Source organism: Pedobacter riviphilus, from assembly GCF_014692875.1.
Classification (GTDB): domain Bacteria; phylum Bacteroidota; class Bacteroidia; order Sphingobacteriales; family Sphingobacteriaceae; genus Pedobacter; species Pedobacter riviphilus.
On record NZ_CP061171.1, the window covers coordinates 299,522 to 317,616 of the forward strand.

Below are 18,095 nucleotides of genomic sequence, written 5' to 3' on the forward strand. Positions count from 1 at the left end.
TTGGTTATTGAAGAAATATGCTCGTTTTTTGTCGATTTTATCTCAAAAAAAATTGATACATGTATTAATGGTATAAGTTATCTGTTTTTAAAGTTTCGCTGATGCCCAATTCGAGTCCGCGTAGTTCGGCAAGTCCTTTCAGTCTTCCTATGGCAGAATAGCCAGGATAGGGGTTTTTGTCCAGATCATCAAGCATTTGGTGCCCATGATCAGGGCGCATAGGGATGGAACGGTTCTGGGTACGCATGAGTTTTAGGATCGCCGTGACTAAAACGCTCATATCGGCATTTCCTTCCAGGTGATTGGCCTCATAAAAATTGCCGTTATCCTCTCGTTGAACGCTTCTCAGGTGTAAAAAATATATTTTGTCTCCCAAGCGTTCAATTATTCCCTTTAAATCATTATCTGGCCGGGCACCAAAAGAACCGCTACAAAAACAGATTCCATTGGACGGTGCAGGCACAGCCTGTAATATTTTATGTGCATGCTCTTCTGTACTCATAATTCTTGGTAAACCTAAAATCGGGTAGGGGGATCATCTGGATGAATGGCTAACTGTAGCCCGTTTTGATCAGCCGTTGGGGTGATTTCCTGCAAAAAACTGATTAAATTATCGCTCAGTATTTCGGCAGAAATGTTTTTATACCCTTCCAGTAAAGTAAGAACCTGATCTTTCGTAAAATGATCTTTGCTTCCCGGCAGGCCCTGCAAACAGTTGCTCATTAAAGTGCTTTGCTCTTGCGCATTGAGTTGAATAAAGAAGCTTTTGGCATCTTCCAATTCCTGTGGTGTATAGTCAGCGGTTGCTCCAGGTCGGTTTAACAAATAAAGGTCAAAAGCAATGAATGCCGTTTTCTCAAATCTTAAGGCTAGTGCGCCGGTGTTTGTTTTAAATTTTAAATCGGTCCGCATCCAGTCTAATACCGGCATGAAATTGTAGGTAATCACTTTAATCCCGCAGTTAGCCAGATTTTTCAGACTGGTTTTATAATTTTCAATCCATAGCTGGTATTCGCCCTGCCTCTTTTTTATATCTTCATGTACCGGCAAACTTTCTACTACTTCCCAAACCAGACCAGAAGATTCAATGAGTGATTTACGAGCCAATATTTCTTTCTCTGGCCAGATTTCTCCAACCGCGATATGATGTAAAGCCGTTACCACTCCGATACAGCCTGCCTGCAGAATATGGGCTAGTGTAACAATATCATCAGGGCCGTACCAGCGCATTGTTTGGATCATTTTCATAACAGAGCGGTGTTGTTTTGAAGGAACTTTTGATCGCACATCATCACATTTATAATCTGCTTTTTAATTTGAATAGCAATATTTTCCAGCGCTTTAATGGTATGTTTCATATTTGGTTTTTAGTCTTGGTACTATAAAAATTATTTTACCTGCATCAATCTGGTTTTTTATGCAATCGATTGCTAAAAAACGTTGCACAGCTTTAATTTTTTCTTAGCTTAGTGCTGTTTAAGGTAAATTATTTTTGAAATACCTTCTGGTTAGGTCCTTTTCCGAAAAGTATCTATTACCGAAGTTCATTAAAGATTTTTAAATAAATGATGATTTGTTCCGCTCAAAGGCATTTTTGAACATTTTTGCCCTCAAAATAATCAATGGTTCCATCATCGTGCGGTCCGATGCACTTAAGTTTGTAGTAATAATTTATTTCTGGCGGGTAATCAATTATTCCTGCCAATCACCTCTAACCAAAAAAATGAAACGATTAATCTCCATCTTAGCAACACTGATTTTTATTCAAATTGCAGTTTTTGCACAAAAGCAGATTCCTACTGCGCCTGCTGGTTTTGATGTTAACCAGGAAACCATCCCCCATGGAAAAATAGATACGATCCAGTATGCGTCAAAAACTGTTGGGGTAGCCCGGAAAGCCACTATTTATTTTCCGCCGGGTTATTTAAAAACGAAGAAGTACCCGGTTTTATATTTGCTCCATGGCATTGGTGGAGATGAAAAGGAATGGCTTAATGGCGGGAAACCTCAGGTAATCTTCGACAACCTTTATGCTTCGGGAAAGCTTGAACCCATGTTGGTGGTGATGCCAAACGGCAGGGCGATGAAAGATGACCGTGCTATAGGAAATATAATGGCACCGGAAAAAGTGGCTGCCTTTGCGAACTTTGAAAAGGATTTGATCCAGGATCTGATTCCATATGTAGAAAAAAGCTATAATGTTTTTAAAGACAGGAATCATCGTGCCCTTGCCGGATTATCTATGGGCGGGGGGCAGTCTTTAAATTTTGGATTGGGTAATCTGGATACATTTGCCTGGGTTGGTGGCTTTTCTTCTGCTCCAAATACCAAGCTACCTGCAGAATTATTGCCAGATCCGGCCAAAGGTAAAGCGATGCTTAAGTTGCTTTGGATTTCTTGCGGTGATAATGATAGATTGATTAATTTCTCTCAGCGTACCCACGAATATCTGGTAGAAAAAAATGTTCCACATATTTATTATGTCGAACCAGGTGTGCACGACTTTAAAGTATGGAAGAATGATCTGTACCTGTTTAGTCAGTTGCTATTTAAACCTGTTGATCAGGCTTCCTTCCAAAAGTATAGTCTAAACCCTTAATAACTGATTATTCTTATTCTTCTCCATGAAAAACTTTGTGATCCTGCTGCTATTCATTAATGTTGTTTTCTCAGGTGCTGCCCAGCAAAAAACAAAATTAAAACTATGGTATAATACTCCGTCTGGCCAAATTTGGGAGAACGCATTACCTGTTGGCAACGGGCGGCTTGGCGCTATGGTTTACGGAAATGTTGTTAATGAAATTATTCAGTTAAATGAGCATACGCTTTGGAGCGGAAGCCCCAACAGAAATGATAATCCTTTGGCATTAGATTCATTGGCCCGCATTAGAACACTTATTTTTCAGGGTAAACAAAAGCAGGCAGAATTGCTCTCCAACAAAGTTATCATAAGCAAAAAGTCTCAAGGGCAGATTTTTCAACCCGTTGCAGATTTACACCTTGATTTTGCGGGGCATGAGGATTACACAAATTTTTATCGCGAGCTAGACATTAGCAATGCCGTAAGCACCACCAGTTATCAGGTAAAAGACGTTGTTTATACCAGGCGTGTTCTGGCCTCACTGGCCGATGGGGTGATTGCGATTGAGCTTCGCTCGAGTAAACCAGGTGCGTTAAGCTTTACGGCCTCATTATCTTCCCTGCAGCCCAGTGCGAAAATCAATACGCAAGTGCCTGGGCAAATTGAAATTACCGGAACCTCCACCGCGCATGAGGGCGTTCCGGGGCTTGTCCGTTTTAATGGGATCGCTGCATTTAAGAACATTGGTGGTAAAATCTCCAGCACTGACCGTACAATTGTTGTCGAAAATGCCAACGCGGTAAGCATTTATTTATCTATTGCTACAAACTTTATCAATTACAAAGATATTAGCGGGAATGAAAAATTAAAGGCTAGGGAAATGCTAAACCATGCATTCCCGAAAAAATTTGAGACGATTTTAAAAGCACATCAATTACAATATCACAAATATTTTGATCGGGTAGATTTATCCTTGGGCGCTACAGATTTTGAACAGGTACCTACTGATATCAGGCTCAAGAATTTCAATTCAGTTAATGATCCGCAGTTTGCAGCCCTGTATTTTCAATACGGACGCTACCTACTTATTTCCAGCTCTCAGCCTGGTGGCCAGCCTGCTAACCTGCAGGGCATCTGGAATAATAAATTATATCCACCATGGGATAGTAAGTATACCATTAATATTAACGCGGAGATGAACTACTGGCCTGCGGAGAAAACAAATCTGGCCGAATTGCATGAGCCTTTCTTGAAAATGGTACAGGAAATGGGAGAAACCGGAAAGCAGACCGCCCACGATATGTATGGTGCCAGGGGATGGATGGCGCATCACAATACTGACATCTGGAGAACTACTGGTGCTGTTGATGGTGCATTCTGGGGAGCATGGAGCCATGGCGGAGGTTGGGCCAGTCAGCATTTGTGGGAGCACTATCTTTACAGCGGAGATCGGGCATTTCTTAAATTGGCCTACCCTACTTTAAAAGGAGCGGCGATGTTTTATGTTGATTTTCTGGTTAAAGATCCTAAAAGAGGGTTTTTGGTCATTAATCCTGATATGTCTCCTGAAAATGCCCCTCCAGCGCATCAGGGCTCCTCGCTCGATGCCGGAACAACAATGAGTAATCAAATTGTATATGATGTTTTTAGCACTGTTATTCGTGCGGGAGAAATTCTTGGCGAAGATAAAACTTTAATTGATACGTTGAAAAAGATGCGCAGCCAGCTCCCGCCAATGCAAGTCGGGCAATATGGCCAGTTGCAGGAGTGGATTGATGATATCGACGATCCAAATGATAATCACCGGCATGTATCTCATTTATATGGTTTATTCCCATCTGCTCAAATATCGCTATACCAAACACCAGAGTTGTATTTAGCGGCCAAAAAGACACTCATCCAGCGCGGCGATATTTCTACAGGATGGAGTATGGGGTGGAAAGTGAACTGGTGGGCAAGACTATTAGATGGAAACCATGCATACAAACTTATTCAGAACCAGTTAACGCCCGTGGGTGGAAACCGAGCGGGTGGGGGCACTTACAATAATCTTTTTGATGCGCATCCGCCTTTCCAGATTGATGGCAATTTTGGATGCACTTCCGGTATTGCAGAAATGCTTATGCAATCAGATAATGGCGCTATTCAACTTCTGCCTGCACTTCCCGATGTATGGAAATCAAATGGACATGTTAATGGCTTAAGGGCAAAGGGTGGATTTGATATCATTAAACTGGAATGGGTAGACGGTATGATCACTAAACTGGTGATTAAATCGCGTCTTGGCGGAAATTTACGGATTAGGGTGCCTAATGAATTAAATTTATCCAAACTTGAAGCCAAAAATGCTACTGGTGAGAATCAAAATCCTTTTTTCTTGATTGAAAAAACGCCAAAACCGAGTATTTCCAAACTGGCGCCTGGCGGATCTATCGATTTGCCTGAAACTCAATTGTATGATATTAAAACAGATGTAGGGAAAACCTATACCCTGTATAAAAAATAAAATAGTTTACCAATTACAATCATTCACTTATACAAGTAAACCATGAAAATATTAATTGGCCTCATTGGCCTCATGATGTGCTGTAAAATAGGCATAGCACAAACCAACAACTATAAACTGTTTAGCCCCAATAAAAACCTGGAGCTGGTGTGTAGCCCGAAAAAATTAAATTATACGGTTTCATATAAAGGCAAGCTGGTACTTGCCGATTCGAAACTTGGCCTTGTGCGCGAGGATGAGGATTTCTCAAATGGACTTGTATTAACCAAAGTATCTAAGCCCGCTACAGTGACCCAAAATTATACGATGGTAAATGCGAAAAAAAGTTCCATCACTTATAAAGCCATCGAAACAACGTTTGAATTTCGAACCAATAAAGGGAGCCGTATGAATCTTATTTTTAGGATGGCTGATGATGGCGTTGCCTTCAGATATGAATTTCCTGAACAAAATAAATCTGTAAAAAAGATTGTGAGCGAATCGACCAGTTTCCGGTTCTTAGCCGGAACAAGGGCCTGGTTGCAACCTAAAGCCGATGCACAGACAGGTTTTGAGCATACCAATCCCTCTTACGAGGCGCATTACAATATGGATATCCCGGTGGGAACGCCTTCGGGCAGCTCAAACGGTTGGGTTTATCCGGCTTTATTTAAATTAGATCAGGTTTGGATGCTCCTCACCGAAGCCGATCTAGGGAGAGGTTACTGCGGAACATCTCTGGCCCAAAACTCGGTTGATAATGAATATAAGGTTAATTTCCCTCAGCCAGCCGAAGGAATTCCAGGAGCTGCTTTGCTGCCTGAATCGGCTTTGCCCTGGAAAACGCCCTGGAGAATTATGGCCATTGGCGATTTAAAGACAATTTCTGAATCTACCCTGGGAACTGATCTTGCCCAGCCAGCAAAAGCAATGGATCAAGCATTTATTCAGCCTGGAAAGGCGGCATGGAGTTGGGTGCTGGAAAAAGACGCTGCAACAATCTATTCTGTACAGAAAAAATATGTTGATTATGCCGCCAAGATGAATTGGCAGTATAGTTTAATTGATGCTAACTGGGATAAAACCATAGGTTATGATTCTGTTGCCGCGCTCGCTAAATATGCAAAAGAAAAGCAAGTAGGCCTGCTGCTTTGGTACAATTCTGCCGGAAACTGGAATACGGTAAAATTTACGCCCAGAGATAAACTGTTGACCCATCAAAGTAGAATTGAGGAATTTAGCCGTTTAAAAGAAATGGGTATAAAGGGCATAAAAGTCGATTTTTTTGCTGGAGACGGACAGTCGATGATCAATTATTACCGGGATATTTTGGAAGACGCTGCTGATTATCAATTATTGGTCAATTTTCATGGTGCCACCCTGCCAAGGGGGTTGCAACGGACTTATCCTAATTTAATGACTGCTGAGGCAGTATTTGGATACGAAATGATTTCCTTCGACCAGAACGCGGCTAATAAAGCCCCTTCACATGCGGTGATGAGCGCGATGGTACGTAATGCTTTTGATCCGATGGATTTTACGCCAATGGTATTGTATAAAATCCCAGGGATAAAACGGGTAACTACACCGGCTTTTGAACTGGCCACCTCTGTTATTTTTCTTTCAGGCATACAGCATTTTGCAGAAACACCTTCCGGTATGTCTCATGTTCCTGATTTTGTTAAAACCTTTCTCATGGAACTGCCAAAAAACTGGGATGATACCCGGTTTATTGACGGTTACCCGGGGCAATTTGATGTTGTTGCCAGAAAAAGCGGTAAAAAATGGTACATAGCTGGTATTAATGGCGAGAACAAACGTAGAGATTTAGCTCTTAATTTATCTTTTTTAGCCAATAAAAAGGCCCGGTTGATTTTTTCAGAAGGCACTGCTGAAGTTAACCTCAAATCGGAAGAAGTTAAAGTAGGGCCGAATGGCAAATTAGATTTAAGTATGAAAGGGTATGATGGTTTTGTACTGGTTTTTGAAGAGTAAGTGAAGCCTGAAAGCTGTTGAGCGACATGTAGAGCTATTTTTTACACTCCTCTTTTTTCTTTTTTAAACGTAAAGTACGCAAAGTCTTCCGCACAAAAAACACAAAGTCGGGTAAATTCAATAGATAAATTGGTTTATGGAAACAGCCTCTTTTTTTCTACTGATAATCCCGGCTTTTAGTGAGTTCCTTCAGCGATTGAAGATCATGGACGGGGCGCTCAATTTCAAATGGAATTTCCCTTTTGCTAAACTGCTGGAAATAGAGTAAGCAGGCATCTTTCCAGATTTGAGCATCTCTGCATTGCGTTCGGAGTTTAGATTGCACTTCTGCGAAACGTTCGTTGTCTATTGATCCCTTCATTTTGTCCCAGTCTTTTTGAAAAGATCTGACCGTCTGAACGCCATGGTCATAGCGAATGCATAGTTCTGTCCACAAATCATTTCCACTTTTCAGGCGGTAAGACCATGGCACATGGTGAAACCAGAGCAGATATATTTCCGGGCAGCTGGAGAGGCTATTGAAGGTTGAACTTAATGGCTCGTGATATTGGTCAACTGCATCGCTTCCGTTACGGGTTCTGTCAAAACCTATCCCCACGGTGTCTGCCTTGTGGTAATAAACAGAGGTCCAGTCTGGACGGATTTTATCATTAGAAAACCATGGTGCAGGGCCATAATGATGGCCTTCGGCGAAAATATGGTGAAGTCCCAGTGGCATCATATAATCAACGGCCGCCTCCCTGCTTTCCAACATGATATTTTGAGTAGTTTTGACAAAGTTAGCGTCGGTTGTTTTTTCTTTATGATCGAGAAAAGTCTGTTTTATCCATTCTGCAGCTATCACTTTGCTCTCTAGTTTGTTATTCCACGCCAGACGCCCAAATGCATACCAATTTGCCTGGGCAAAAGTGTGTCCGGTCCAGTTTACATCATTACCAATGTTAGCCACTCCTGCAATGGCGGTAAAATCAGTTTTGCTTAATGAGCCATCGGTGCAGGCGGCAACGGTACTGCCTTTTCCAATTTTATAAGTGTCGCTATTTAAACATTCTTCCCATAAGGTAGAGAGGAAAACAAGTTGTTTGGAGGCGCCCAGGTACTCTTGGGTTATTTGAAATTCAGGCATCACCGGGGTTTTAGACATTGCTCCAAACAAAGGGCTAAAGGGCTCTCTTGGCTGGAAATCAAGTGGGCCATTTTTTACCTGTAAAATTACATTTTTCCTGAAAGCGCCATCAAGTGGTAAAAATTCTTTGTAAGCTTGTTTGGTTCTGTCCTCAGGAGATGGGTTATAAACAAAGGCACGCCACATCACGATTCCATCGAAAGGAGCCAAGGCATCGGCTAACATATTTGCGCCATCCACGTGGGTTCTTCCGTAATCTTGCGGTCCGGGTTGTCCTTCACTGTTAGCTTTAACCAGAAATCCTCCAAAGTCAGGGATGAGTTTATAAATTTCCACTACTTTATCTTTCCACCATTGTTGAACCTGAGGATCTAAGGGGTCTGCCTTTTTTAATTTACCGATAAGAACAGGGGATGAAAAATTAACAGATAAATAGGTTTTTATTCCATAGGGACGCAGACTTTCTGCAATTACCTTCACTTTTTCCAGGTAAGCCTGGGTAAGGACTTTTGCTGATGCATTTACATTGTTTAAAACCGCACCGTTAATACCGATTGATGCATTTGCCCTGGCGTAAGTTTTCCATTTTTCTCGGTCCTGATTAGTAATCTCCAATCCATTCGCGGTATTGCCCCAAAATATTGAACTTCCCGCATAACCTCTTTCAATGCTGCCATCCAGGTTATCCCAATGGTTGAGGATTCTTCTGGAGTAGGAAGGATTTGAAATAAAGTTGCGCTGTGGGAGGTTAAGGTATTGACGCCTCAACAATTCGTAGGTGCCGTATAATAAACCCAGTTCTGTACGGGCATTGATTGCTGATTCTTCCAATTGGAATCCATCGCCTTTGATAGCGGAATTTTTGCTTAGATTAAGTTTTAAGACCATATTCTCCTTGCCCAACCAGCCTTTTTTGAGTTCATCTGTTGCAAGGTCTATAATAGGGGAGTGGACTGGACAGGAAATACTAACTTTTACTGCAGAATGGTTTCGGAGCCATAGTGCGTGACCATCTTCGGCTTTTGATATTGTTGCGTGACTTAACATCAGTAATGCAACTGTAACCATCCTTTTAATATATGCCATTTTTCTTTCTATATAATGCTTTAAAGTATTTTATCCAATATTCCGGGCTTGCTCACTCCGAGCCTTTGCGTTATCGTATACGGCTTAAAATGCCTGGATGTTTAACGTTGCTGAAAACGCCACCAGTCTATATCAATTGCAGTAGAGGGATCACCGCCGGATATTAAAAGATAAAAATCTTGTTTACCTTGGATAGGTTCGGCTTTTGCAGCGCGTATTTGTAAGTCGGCTGTCTTATCACCAGTAGAAACTAATTTTGCAATTTGTTTTCCATCTAAACTACCTACGCGTACTTCAAGGCTGGTGCCAGGTGAGAGACCGCTCACTTTTGCGCTAAAATCTTTTGGACCTTTTTTTCCAAAATCTACACCTTGAATTTTGATCCAGTTGTTATTTTTCATACCCGAAATCTCCATTCCACCGTCGGCTGTGTTTTTGGTTATAATCCCGTTTTGATCCTGCATGCTTTCCGCTTCGTTTCGTTGATAAGGATTTACCGAGCCAACTTGTGTTACACCATTTGCCGTATAACTTATCTGAACAATCGAACCATCTGGCTTGTAAGTTAATTCTTCAATAGCCAGGTTTCTTTTGTAAACAGGAGGGATACCCTTTTTTATAGCCACAAGCCTGTTGTGGTAGGCATGGTACCATTTTCCTTTAAATTCAAATATCCCGTGGTGATTATTGTTATTATTGTTTGGTGGTTGCGCGCCTATAACGCCTTTATAGACAAATCCAGTGGTTGGACTCTTACTCATCATATAATCAATCCTCATTTCTGCCTTAGGGTTAGAGGAATACGAAAAATAGTAATTGCCGTTTCGCTTATGCATCCATGAGGCTTCAAAAAAGGCAGGGACATGAAAAGAACTTGCCTGACCATTTACGCTGATCATATCTTCATTCAGTTTAATTACCCGCATATTATCTTCACCATTGCCCCCAAAATATAAATATGCCTGTCCATCATCATCCAAAAAAGCCATTGGATCGAATAACCACATGTTTTTTGCAGGTTGTACGCCTGGGGTTTCATTATCAATTAGTTTTTTACCCAATGGATCTTTAAACGGCCCGATTGGAGAGGAGGATGTAGCTACACCAATGCCTGATCCACCATTACCAAAATAAAGATAAATTTTGCCATTTCTGGCGATAACCGAAGGTGCCCAGGTTCTATTTGCCCAGGATACATCGCGGGGCGCCTCAAAAACGACACCGTGATCAGTCCAATTTTTCATATCACTACTGGAAATACAGACAATCGATTTCATTTTATAACCGCTATCCTTATCATCGGTGTTGTCATCATCGTTTGATGCATAAATGTAAACCCTTCCGTTATAGACCAATGTGGCTGGATCTGCCAGATGCCTGTGAGCAGCAATATGGTCATCGGCTTGCACGTGTTGACTTAAAATTAAGAATGAGGAAAATAGGATAATGAGTTTAAAAGGTATTTTACTTAGTTTTTTCATTTTGAGTTGGCTTATAAAGTTTCATCTATCAACGGAATTTTTGCCTTGCTGCCGAAATTAGTGGCATTTGGGTAATGAACCGGATGATTTTGACAGCTAATTGGTTTAATTGATGGTTTTTTGCGTATTGGTTAAAATTTTGTGACCTCGAAATATGCCTTTTTTGGCTTAAGTTCCTGATCAAACAGTAACGGGTAGTTTTTCCGGCCACGGTTATCCAGCCAGCTGTATTGGTCTGATAGGTTCCAGAAGGTTACACCGGTAATATGATCCTTATGTTTCCGGAGAACATCGAAAATCATTTTATATTGTTGGAGCTGCTTTTCTTCCATTTCCGGCGTAAATGTTGCAACTGCTTTTTGCGTATTGCCCTTAATCAATTGCCCGCCCTGATGGCCATCATATACCGATACATCCAGCTCTGTAATCTGAATTTTAAGTCCCAGGGAAGAAAAAAGGGTAATAGATTTTTCCAGTTCCGAGCGGCTCGGATTATTTACAGACCAGTGTCCCTGAAGCCCGACTCCATGGATTGGAACACCCTTAGCCAGGAGGCCTTTAAGCATTCTGTAAATTTTTTCTCGCTTTAATGGCTGTTCCGTATTATAATCGTTGTAAAATAGCTGGGCATTTGGATCTGCCTGGTGCGCGTACCTAAAAGACATTTCTATAAAATCTTCGCCTGCGATTTGGTATAACGGCGATTTCCGGAAATAGGCAGAATCATCTGCAATAGCCTCGTTAACAACGTCCCATGCGTATATATCTTTTTTATACCTGCTTACAACAGTGTTAATGTGCTCTTGAATTCTTTTTAGCAAAGTTTCTTTTGAGGTTACACTTCCATCTTCATTTTTAAATAACCAGCGAGGGGTTTGGTTATGCCATACCAGGCAATGTCCGCGTAGTTTTAACCCATTTGCTCTTGCAAAGGAAGCTATAGAGTCTGCAACTTTCCAATTGTAGGTATTTTCCATGGGATGAATAGGACCCATTTTCATTGCATTTTCAGATGTGATGCTGTTAAACTGGCTAAGAATCAAATTTCGCTTATCTCCACTGAGGTCCCATGGTGTAACGGCCACCCCTATGGGAAAATACTTTTGGTAATAGTCTTTCAGTCCTTTGGCATTATCCCCCTTGTTTTTATATGCACTAAACACCATTCCGGTGATAAGGAGCAGGGTGGCCAGGTAAGGTGTGATATTCGGTTTTCTCATATTTGATTAGGTAAGGCTATAAGGTTGCAAAATCGTATGTTTTTTATGCTGGCCAAGCTTCTTATCGTCAATTTTAGGAAACAAATGTCATGTAATGAATTTATGACATGATGGCCTGGGTACTTATCTGGTTGTTAATTCGGCTAATTTTTGGCTATTTGGCGCTTTTTTGAACATCTGTTGTTATTGTTTTGACAAATATGACTGCTGGTCTATATACTTAGGTCTAAATTTACTGGATTTTTTCCTGCAAGGTTAATAGGATGAAATCGACTTTGCTATTCAACCAAATATAAATGCGTACAACTAAATTTCACATTGCCATATTTACTATTGCTGTTTTCGCAGCCTTTTCCAGTTGCGGCAGTTACAATAGGGCTAAAAAAAGTAACCTCGGACTGAAAGATTATTATCAGTCTTATTTCAATATTGGAGTTGCAGTTTCGGCCCAAACCATTAAGGGAGAACAGGGTGCACTGCTTTTAAAGGAATTTAATAGCATAACACCGGAGAACGCGATGAAAATGCAACCCATTCATCCCCGCGAGGATGTTTATAATTGGACCGAGGCCGATGCACTGGTTAATTTTGCGCTTAGTAACCGACTCAAAATAAGGGGGCATACTTTGTGCTGGCATGAGCAGGTGCCGGCCTGGATTTTTAAGAACAGCTCAGGGGAAGGGCTGATAAAGCACTTTTGCTTAAGCGGCTTAAAGATCACATCACAACCGTTGTGGGAAGGTACAGGGGAAAGGTGTATGCCTGGGATGTGGTTAATGAAGTGATCGGTGACGAAGATGACCAATATTTAAGGCCTTCTCTGTGGAAAGAAATCTGCGGAGAAGAGTTTATTGCCAAAGCTTTCGAATATGCACATGAGGCTGATCCTGATGCATTGCTTTTTTATAATGACTATAACTCGGAACGACCTGCTAAGAGAGCAAAAATCTATAAAATGCTGAAAAAACTGGTCGATGATAAGGTGCCTATTCATGGGGTGGGCTGCAGGGGCACTGGTCTATTTTTGAGCCTAGCGACAGCGAGTTAAGGGAATCTTTAAAATTATATGCTTCTCTTGGCCTGCAGATTCAGATTACTGAACTGGATATGTCTATCTATAAATGGGAGAAAAATTTAAGAGCAAAGAAGCCTGATGAGCAAGACAGCCTGACAGCGGCACTCGAAAAAAAGCAAAGTGATCAATATGCCAGGGTTTTTTCTATTTTCAGAACCTTTAAAAAGCAGATCAGTAGCGTAACTTTCTGGAATCTTTCAGATCGTGCTACATGGCTTGATCAATATCCGGTACCTGGAAGAAAAAACTATCCGCTGCTCTTTGATAAAAACCTGCAAAGAAAAAAAGCTTATCGCGGTGTCGTCAACTTTAATGAATAATTCGTTTTTATCTAAAGAATGAAGAAAATATGCCGTTCGAGCTGTAATGTTGCGATGAACTAAATTAGTTTTTTTATCTTACCATCACCAAACCAAATAGATCATGTATCCAAACAATTTCGAATCTTCTTTAGATTTTAGGTCGCCATGTAATCTTTTAGCGCCTTTGGAATTGAAATTTTATTAATACAGCAAAATCACTAAATTATGCTCAAAGGGCCTGCATATCTATCATTAATTCTATTTATTTATGTGCTTTTTAGCGCTGGGGATACTGTAGCACAACCGAAACTGCAGCAGCCTGAATTGCGTTTTACCTCTCTCACTTCTAAAAACGGGTTGTCATCTAATAATGTAACTGTAATTTTTAAAGACAGATACGGTTTAATGTGGTTTGGTACCGAAGACGGATTAAATAAATTTGATGGCACTAACTTTACAACCTATAAACACCAGGTAAACGATTCTTCAAGTATTCAGGCTAATGAGGTTAAGGCCATTCACGAAGACCGGAAGGGAAATCTTTGGTTTGGTACCAGCGGAGGTTCGCTTGCACTTTTCAATAGAAGAAAAAATTCTTTCATCAACTATCATGCTTCAAATACCCCAACAGGATTCAGTCACAGCCTGATCAGGTATATCACCAGTGATTATTTGGGTAAAATATGGGTGGCAACCTTTACCGGGCTTGATGTTTTTGATCCAGACACTAAAAAGGTTTCCAAGTTTCCAATAGCAGCCGCCCAGTTTGGCAAACTTCCGCCAACAATGATAAATATCATGATGGAAGACAGCAAACACAGGATGTGGGTGGGAACAGACGATGGATTATTTCTTTATAACCGAAAAAAATCTTCTTTTACCAGAATTGGATCTGCAGCAGATAAACCAGTGCAGTTGGCGGGAACTATGGTAAAATCTTTAGCTGAAGATGATAACGGTAATATCTGGATCGGCACCACCTCTGGCCTGAGTATGCTTAAATCGGATGGTATGGGCTTCGAGAATTATCAACACATTCCGGGAGATCCCAACTCACTGAGCGATAATATTGTTCAAAGTATAGCTGTAGCGCCAAACGGTCAATTATGGCTCGGCACCGAAGATGGACTTAATGTTTTTGATCTCGGTACAAAAAAAGTAATGGTATATCGGCCAAATCCCCGAAACTCTTATAGCCTGCGGGGAACCAGTGTAAAATACGTGTATATAGATAAGCAGGGAATATATTGGCTAGGCTTATACCGCGAGGGGATTAATAAGTTTGATAGCAACCTCAACCTGTTTAACCTGATTAAAAGTAATGTTTTCGATGTATATGGTTTAAATGCACCTGTGGTAACTTCATTTGCGCAAAAAAACAACAATAACATATATGTAGCTACAGAAGGGGGCGGATTGAGCATCTTCAATAGAAATACCTCCTTGTTCCACAAAGTAGACCTGGAAAAACTGGGTTTACCCTCACGGATAACCCTCATGTCTCTATTTGTTAGTTCAGCTAAGAAAGTCTATCTGGGTACCTTCGGCTATGGCCTAATCGTTTTGGATTCAACTTTAACCAAAGCCACGTCCTTTAGAAAAACAAATAAAGATTTTGGCCTTAATTCAGACGATGTGTTTTGCATCACCCAGGATAAAAGCGGACTCATATGGGTAGGCACCAATGGCGGTGGGATCAATGTTATGGATTCAAATCACAAGGTCGTTTTCAGGTATATGAGTAAAGCTCAGGCGCCCATAGATCGCAATTTTCCGCTTAATAATTATATACGTTTTATCAAAGAAGACCGGTTTGCAAACATATGGATAGGTTCTCATGGTTCTGGAGCGGCTATGATTAGTGCTGATAAGACCATTATTAAACATTATAACGAGCTTAATTCAGGTCTTCAGGGTGATGTTGCGCAGGCTTTTCTTGAAGATTCCAAAGGACGGATCTGGATCGGAACTGCAGGAGGCGGCTTGAATTTACTTGATCAAAAATCAGGTAAATTTATAAATTTTGCCGAGCGCGATGGCCTGGCAAGTGCTGTTGTTGACGCGATCGTAGAAGATGACAATCATAATGTTTGGTTAAGTACCAACAAAGGGATTAGTCTTTTTGACCCTAAAACACAAAAATTTAGTAACTACGGAATATACAATGGGGTGCAGAACAATAACTTTATCAGGGGGGCTGTACTGAAATGTAAAGACGGTGAAATATTCTTTGGCGGAGCAGAAGGAATGAACTACTTCAATCCGGTCGGATTTAGAAAAAATAAAAATGTTCCCTCTGTGCTTTTTACCGAGCTAAAGATTTCCAATAATCTAATCGAGGCGAGCGAAGACGGACCGATAACCGACCATATATCTGTTGCAAAAAGAATTGACCTGGATTACAAGCAAAATTTTTCACTGAGTTTTGTAAGTGTAAACTATACCGCACCAGAACAAAACCGTTATAGTTATAAGCTCGAAGGTTTTAATAAAGAATGGATTGATGCAGGTACAGCTAAAACCGTTTCCTACACCAATCTCGATCCCGGGGAATATATTTTTCATGTGCGGGCGAGTAACAATGATGGCGTTTGGAATACAACGGAGTCTTCGATAAAAATAATTGTCCATCCACCGCTTTGGAGAACAATATATGCTTACGCCTTTTACCTGCTCGCTATAGCCGGTACTTTACTTTACATTCGTCATCGGGGTATTAAAAACCTGGAAAGAAAGTTTGCGCTGGTTCAGGAGAAAACAAAAATTGAGCAGCAAATTTTGCAGGATAGAAAAGAGGCAGAACGGCTGCATGAACTGGATTCTCTAAAAATTAAATTTCTCACCAACCTCAGTCATGAGTTTCGTACGCCACTTTCACTCATCCTGGGGCCAGTTGAAAAACTCCTTTCACAACAAGGTGATGATGCTAAAAATGCTTCTCTTAAAATAGTGAAGCGAAATGCCCGCCGTTTGCTTAACCTGGTAAACCAAATTCTTGATTTTCGTAAAATTGAAGAAAATGAGCTCAAGATAAATAATACGCCAGGTGAGCTGGTTTCCTTTATAGCTGATGTAATAGAATCTTTCAACGATTTAAGTGAACGTAAATCTATAAGCCTTTCTTTTCAAACCCAGTTCGATAGCTATCCAACTGAATTTGATCATGACAAATTGGAACGTATTTTATTTAACCTGCTTTCTAATGCATTTAAATTTACACCATCAGGTGGTACTATCACCGTTGATTTGAAAAGGACACAACGCGATGGGCAGAAAGAGGCCGTTTTGATAAGCGTTAGCGATACCGGCATTGGCATTAGCGAGGAAGAACAGCAGAAAGTATTTGAAAGGTTTTTCCAGGCAGATACCGAAGTTTCCATTCTCAATCAGGGAAGCGGGATTGGGCTCTCCATCATTAAAGAATTTGTCAAAATCCAGGGAGGTACTATCGATCTGCAAAGCGAAGTTGGAAAAGGTACCCGTTTCATTATTGCCCTACCTTTGCCGCTACTAGACCATATCGAAAAACTTAATCTGGATTTTTCTAGTCCGGAAACCCCATCACAAATTCAGGAAGAAGCCTCAGATAAAGCAGTAAGTGAAACAGACGCAGAAATCCATACCATTCTTCTGGTAGAAGATAATCAGGACCTCAGGGAATATCTCCGAGATAATTTGAAGTCCAATTACCGCATTGTAGAAGCAGCTGATGGTAAGGAAGGTTGGCAAAAAACATTGGCAAACCATCCGGAACTTATTGTTAGCGATATTAGTATGCCAAACATGACGGGTATTGAGCTATGCAAAAAAATAAAAGAAGATAAAAGGACAAAACATATTCCGGTTATTCTACTAACTGCGCTCACTGGCGAACAGGAACAGTTGACGGGGTTGGAAATCGGGGCTAATGACTACCTTACCAAGCCATTTAATATCGATATCCTGAATATTAAAATCAAAAACCTTTTGGTTCTCAACTGGACCCTGAAAAATACTTATACCAAACAGATAAAAATGGAGGCAACAGAAATTTTAGTTGAATCCCACGGCGATAAGTTGCTCAAAAATATTCTAAAGTACATTGAAGATAATATCAATAATTCACAATTGTCTGTTGAGGATTTAAGTAAAAATGTGGGGATGAGCCGGGGCTCGCTCTACCACAAAGTGCTGGAATTAACAGGACTTTCACCTGTAGAGTATATACGTTCGGTAAAGCTCGATAAAGCTGCTGGTTTATTAGTTAAAAGTGATCTGAACATTTCTCAGATTGCCTACCTGGTAGGCTTTGCAACACCAAATTATTTTGCGAAATCATTTAAGTTAAAATTCGGAATGCAACCTTCAGAATATTTAAACCTATACCGTAAGGCAGACAATTCTGCCAGCATAGAGAATTAGGTAGAATTGGTCGTTATGCAATCGATTGTTTCGGGCAAAAAAAACGTTTTACTGGATGTAATATTCTGATAATTAATGCGTTTATTCGTTTTTATTTTGTGTAACGTATTGCTTTTCAGTTGTTTATGTTGATAGAACATTTGTAGCTGATTTATGAACAAATATTCTAACCTTCAGATTCGTTTTTGAGCTATGTTTGGATTTAACCAAATAAACTCTTAAACAATGACTAACCAACTAATCAACTTCTATGAGGAAGGCCGATGCAATCTTGCCCCGCTAAATGGGATCAAACCTGCACCAGCTGTTCTATCCAGATCACCCCAGCACTCCGGTTTCTTTA

Annotated in this window: 8 protein-coding genes and 2 pseudogenes; 6 read left to right on the plus strand and 4 right to left on the minus strand. The window is 40.7% G+C overall.

From position 1 onward, the window contains the following. Window positions 1–64 precede the first annotated feature (64 nt). A pseudogene (uxuA, locus tag H9N25_RS25385) lies at window positions 65–1,248 on the minus strand (mannonate dehydratase). 475 nt (window positions 1,249–1,723) lie between these two features. Here uxuA and H9N25_RS01230 point away from each other — a divergent pair. From H9N25_RS01230 to H9N25_RS01240, 3 genes are read left to right on the plus strand one after another with little or no spacing between them, the layout of a single operon-like run. Further along, window positions 1,724–2,599 (plus strand): alpha/beta hydrolase, encoded by an 876-nt coding sequence (locus H9N25_RS01230; protein ID WP_190327677.1) that lies wholly within the window; start codon window positions 1,724–1,726, stop codon window positions 2,597–2,599. Window positions 2,600–2,624: 25 nt separating this feature from the next. Beyond that, the gene (locus tag H9N25_RS01235; protein WP_190327678.1) at window positions 2,625–5,087 is read left to right on the plus strand and encodes a glycoside hydrolase family 95 protein; all 2,463 of its coding nucleotides are present in this window, start codon (window positions 2,625–2,627) and stop codon (window positions 5,085–5,087) included. A gap of 42 nt (window positions 5,088–5,129) precedes the next feature. Continuing rightward, window positions 5,130–7,061 (plus strand): glycoside hydrolase family 97 protein, encoded by a 1,932-nt coding sequence (locus H9N25_RS01240; RefSeq protein ID WP_190327679.1) that lies wholly within the window; start codon window positions 5,130–5,132, stop codon window positions 7,059–7,061. A gap of 157 nt (window positions 7,062–7,218) precedes the next feature. Here the strand turns inward: H9N25_RS01240 and H9N25_RS01245 are convergent, their stop codons facing one another. The 3 genes from H9N25_RS01245 to H9N25_RS01255 all read right to left on the minus strand — a co-directional run bounded on the left by H9N25_RS01245 (window position 7,219) and on the right by H9N25_RS01255 (window position 11,974). Continuing rightward, a complete protein-coding gene (locus H9N25_RS01245) occupies window positions 7,219–9,273 on the minus strand; it encodes an alpha-glucuronidase (RefSeq protein ID WP_190327680.1) in 2,055 nt (684 codons plus the stop codon). A gap of 101 nt (window positions 9,274–9,374) precedes the next feature. Beyond that, window positions 9,375–10,754: a glycoside hydrolase family 43 protein gene (locus tag H9N25_RS01250; protein ID WP_190327681.1), complete on the minus strand. Its 1,380-nt coding sequence runs from the start codon at window positions 10,752–10,754 to the stop codon at window positions 9,375–9,377. A gap of 131 nt (window positions 10,755–10,885) precedes the next feature. Further along, a complete protein-coding gene (locus H9N25_RS01255) occupies window positions 10,886–11,974 on the minus strand; it encodes an endo-1,4-beta-xylanase (protein ID WP_167292951.1) in 1,089 nt (362 codons plus the stop codon). A 296-nt stretch (window positions 11,975–12,270) separates the two neighbouring features. Here H9N25_RS01255 and H9N25_RS24825 point away from each other — a divergent pair, with 296 nt between their 5' ends. From H9N25_RS24825 to H9N25_RS01265, 3 genes and pseudogenes are all read left to right on the plus strand, one after another. Continuing rightward, a complete protein-coding gene (locus H9N25_RS24825) occupies window positions 12,271–12,759 on the plus strand; it encodes an endo-1,4-beta-xylanase (RefSeq protein ID WP_255524539.1) in 489 nt (162 codons plus the stop codon). Beyond that, a pseudogene (locus tag H9N25_RS24830) lies at window positions 12,708–13,369 on the plus strand (endo-1,4-beta-xylanase). The gene H9N25_RS24825 and the pseudogene H9N25_RS24830 overlap by 52 nt, the downstream one beginning before the upstream one ends. A 207-nt stretch (window positions 13,370–13,576) precedes the next feature. Further along, window positions 13,577–17,752 (plus strand): hybrid sensor histidine kinase/response regulator transcription factor, encoded by a 4,176-nt coding sequence (locus tag H9N25_RS01265; protein ID WP_190327682.1) that lies wholly within the window; start codon window positions 13,577–13,579, stop codon window positions 17,750–17,752. Window positions 17,753–18,095: the final 343 nt, after the last annotated feature.

Bases quoted from the DNA above. Each gene is read 5' to 3' on its own strand.
- H9N25_RS01230 (WP_190327677.1), top strand. From the start codon at position 1,724: ATGAAACGATTAATCTCCATCTTAGCAACACTGATTTTTATTCAAATT.
- H9N25_RS01235 (WP_190327678.1), top strand. From the start codon at position 2,625: ATGAAAAACTTTGTGATCCTGCTGCTATTCATTAATGTTGTTTTCTCA.
- H9N25_RS01240 (WP_190327679.1), top strand. From the start codon at position 5,130: ATGAAAATATTAATTGGCCTCATTGGCCTCATGATGTGCTGTAAAATA.
- H9N25_RS01245 (WP_190327680.1), bottom strand. From the start codon at position 9,273: ATGGCATATATTAAAAGGATGGTTACAGTTGCATTACTGATGTTAAGT.
- H9N25_RS01250 (WP_190327681.1), bottom strand. From the start codon at position 10,754: ATGAAAAAACTAAGTAAAATACCTTTTAAACTCATTATCCTATTTTCC.
- H9N25_RS01255 (WP_167292951.1), bottom strand. From the start codon at position 11,974: ATGAGAAAACCGAATATCACACCTTACCTGGCCACCCTGCTCCTTATC.
- H9N25_RS24825 (WP_255524539.1), top strand. From the start codon at position 12,271: ATGCGTACAACTAAATTTCACATTGCCATATTTACTATTGCTGTTTTC.
- H9N25_RS01265 (WP_190327682.1), top strand. From the start codon at position 13,577: ATGCTCAAAGGGCCTGCATATCTATCATTAATTCTATTTATTTATGTG.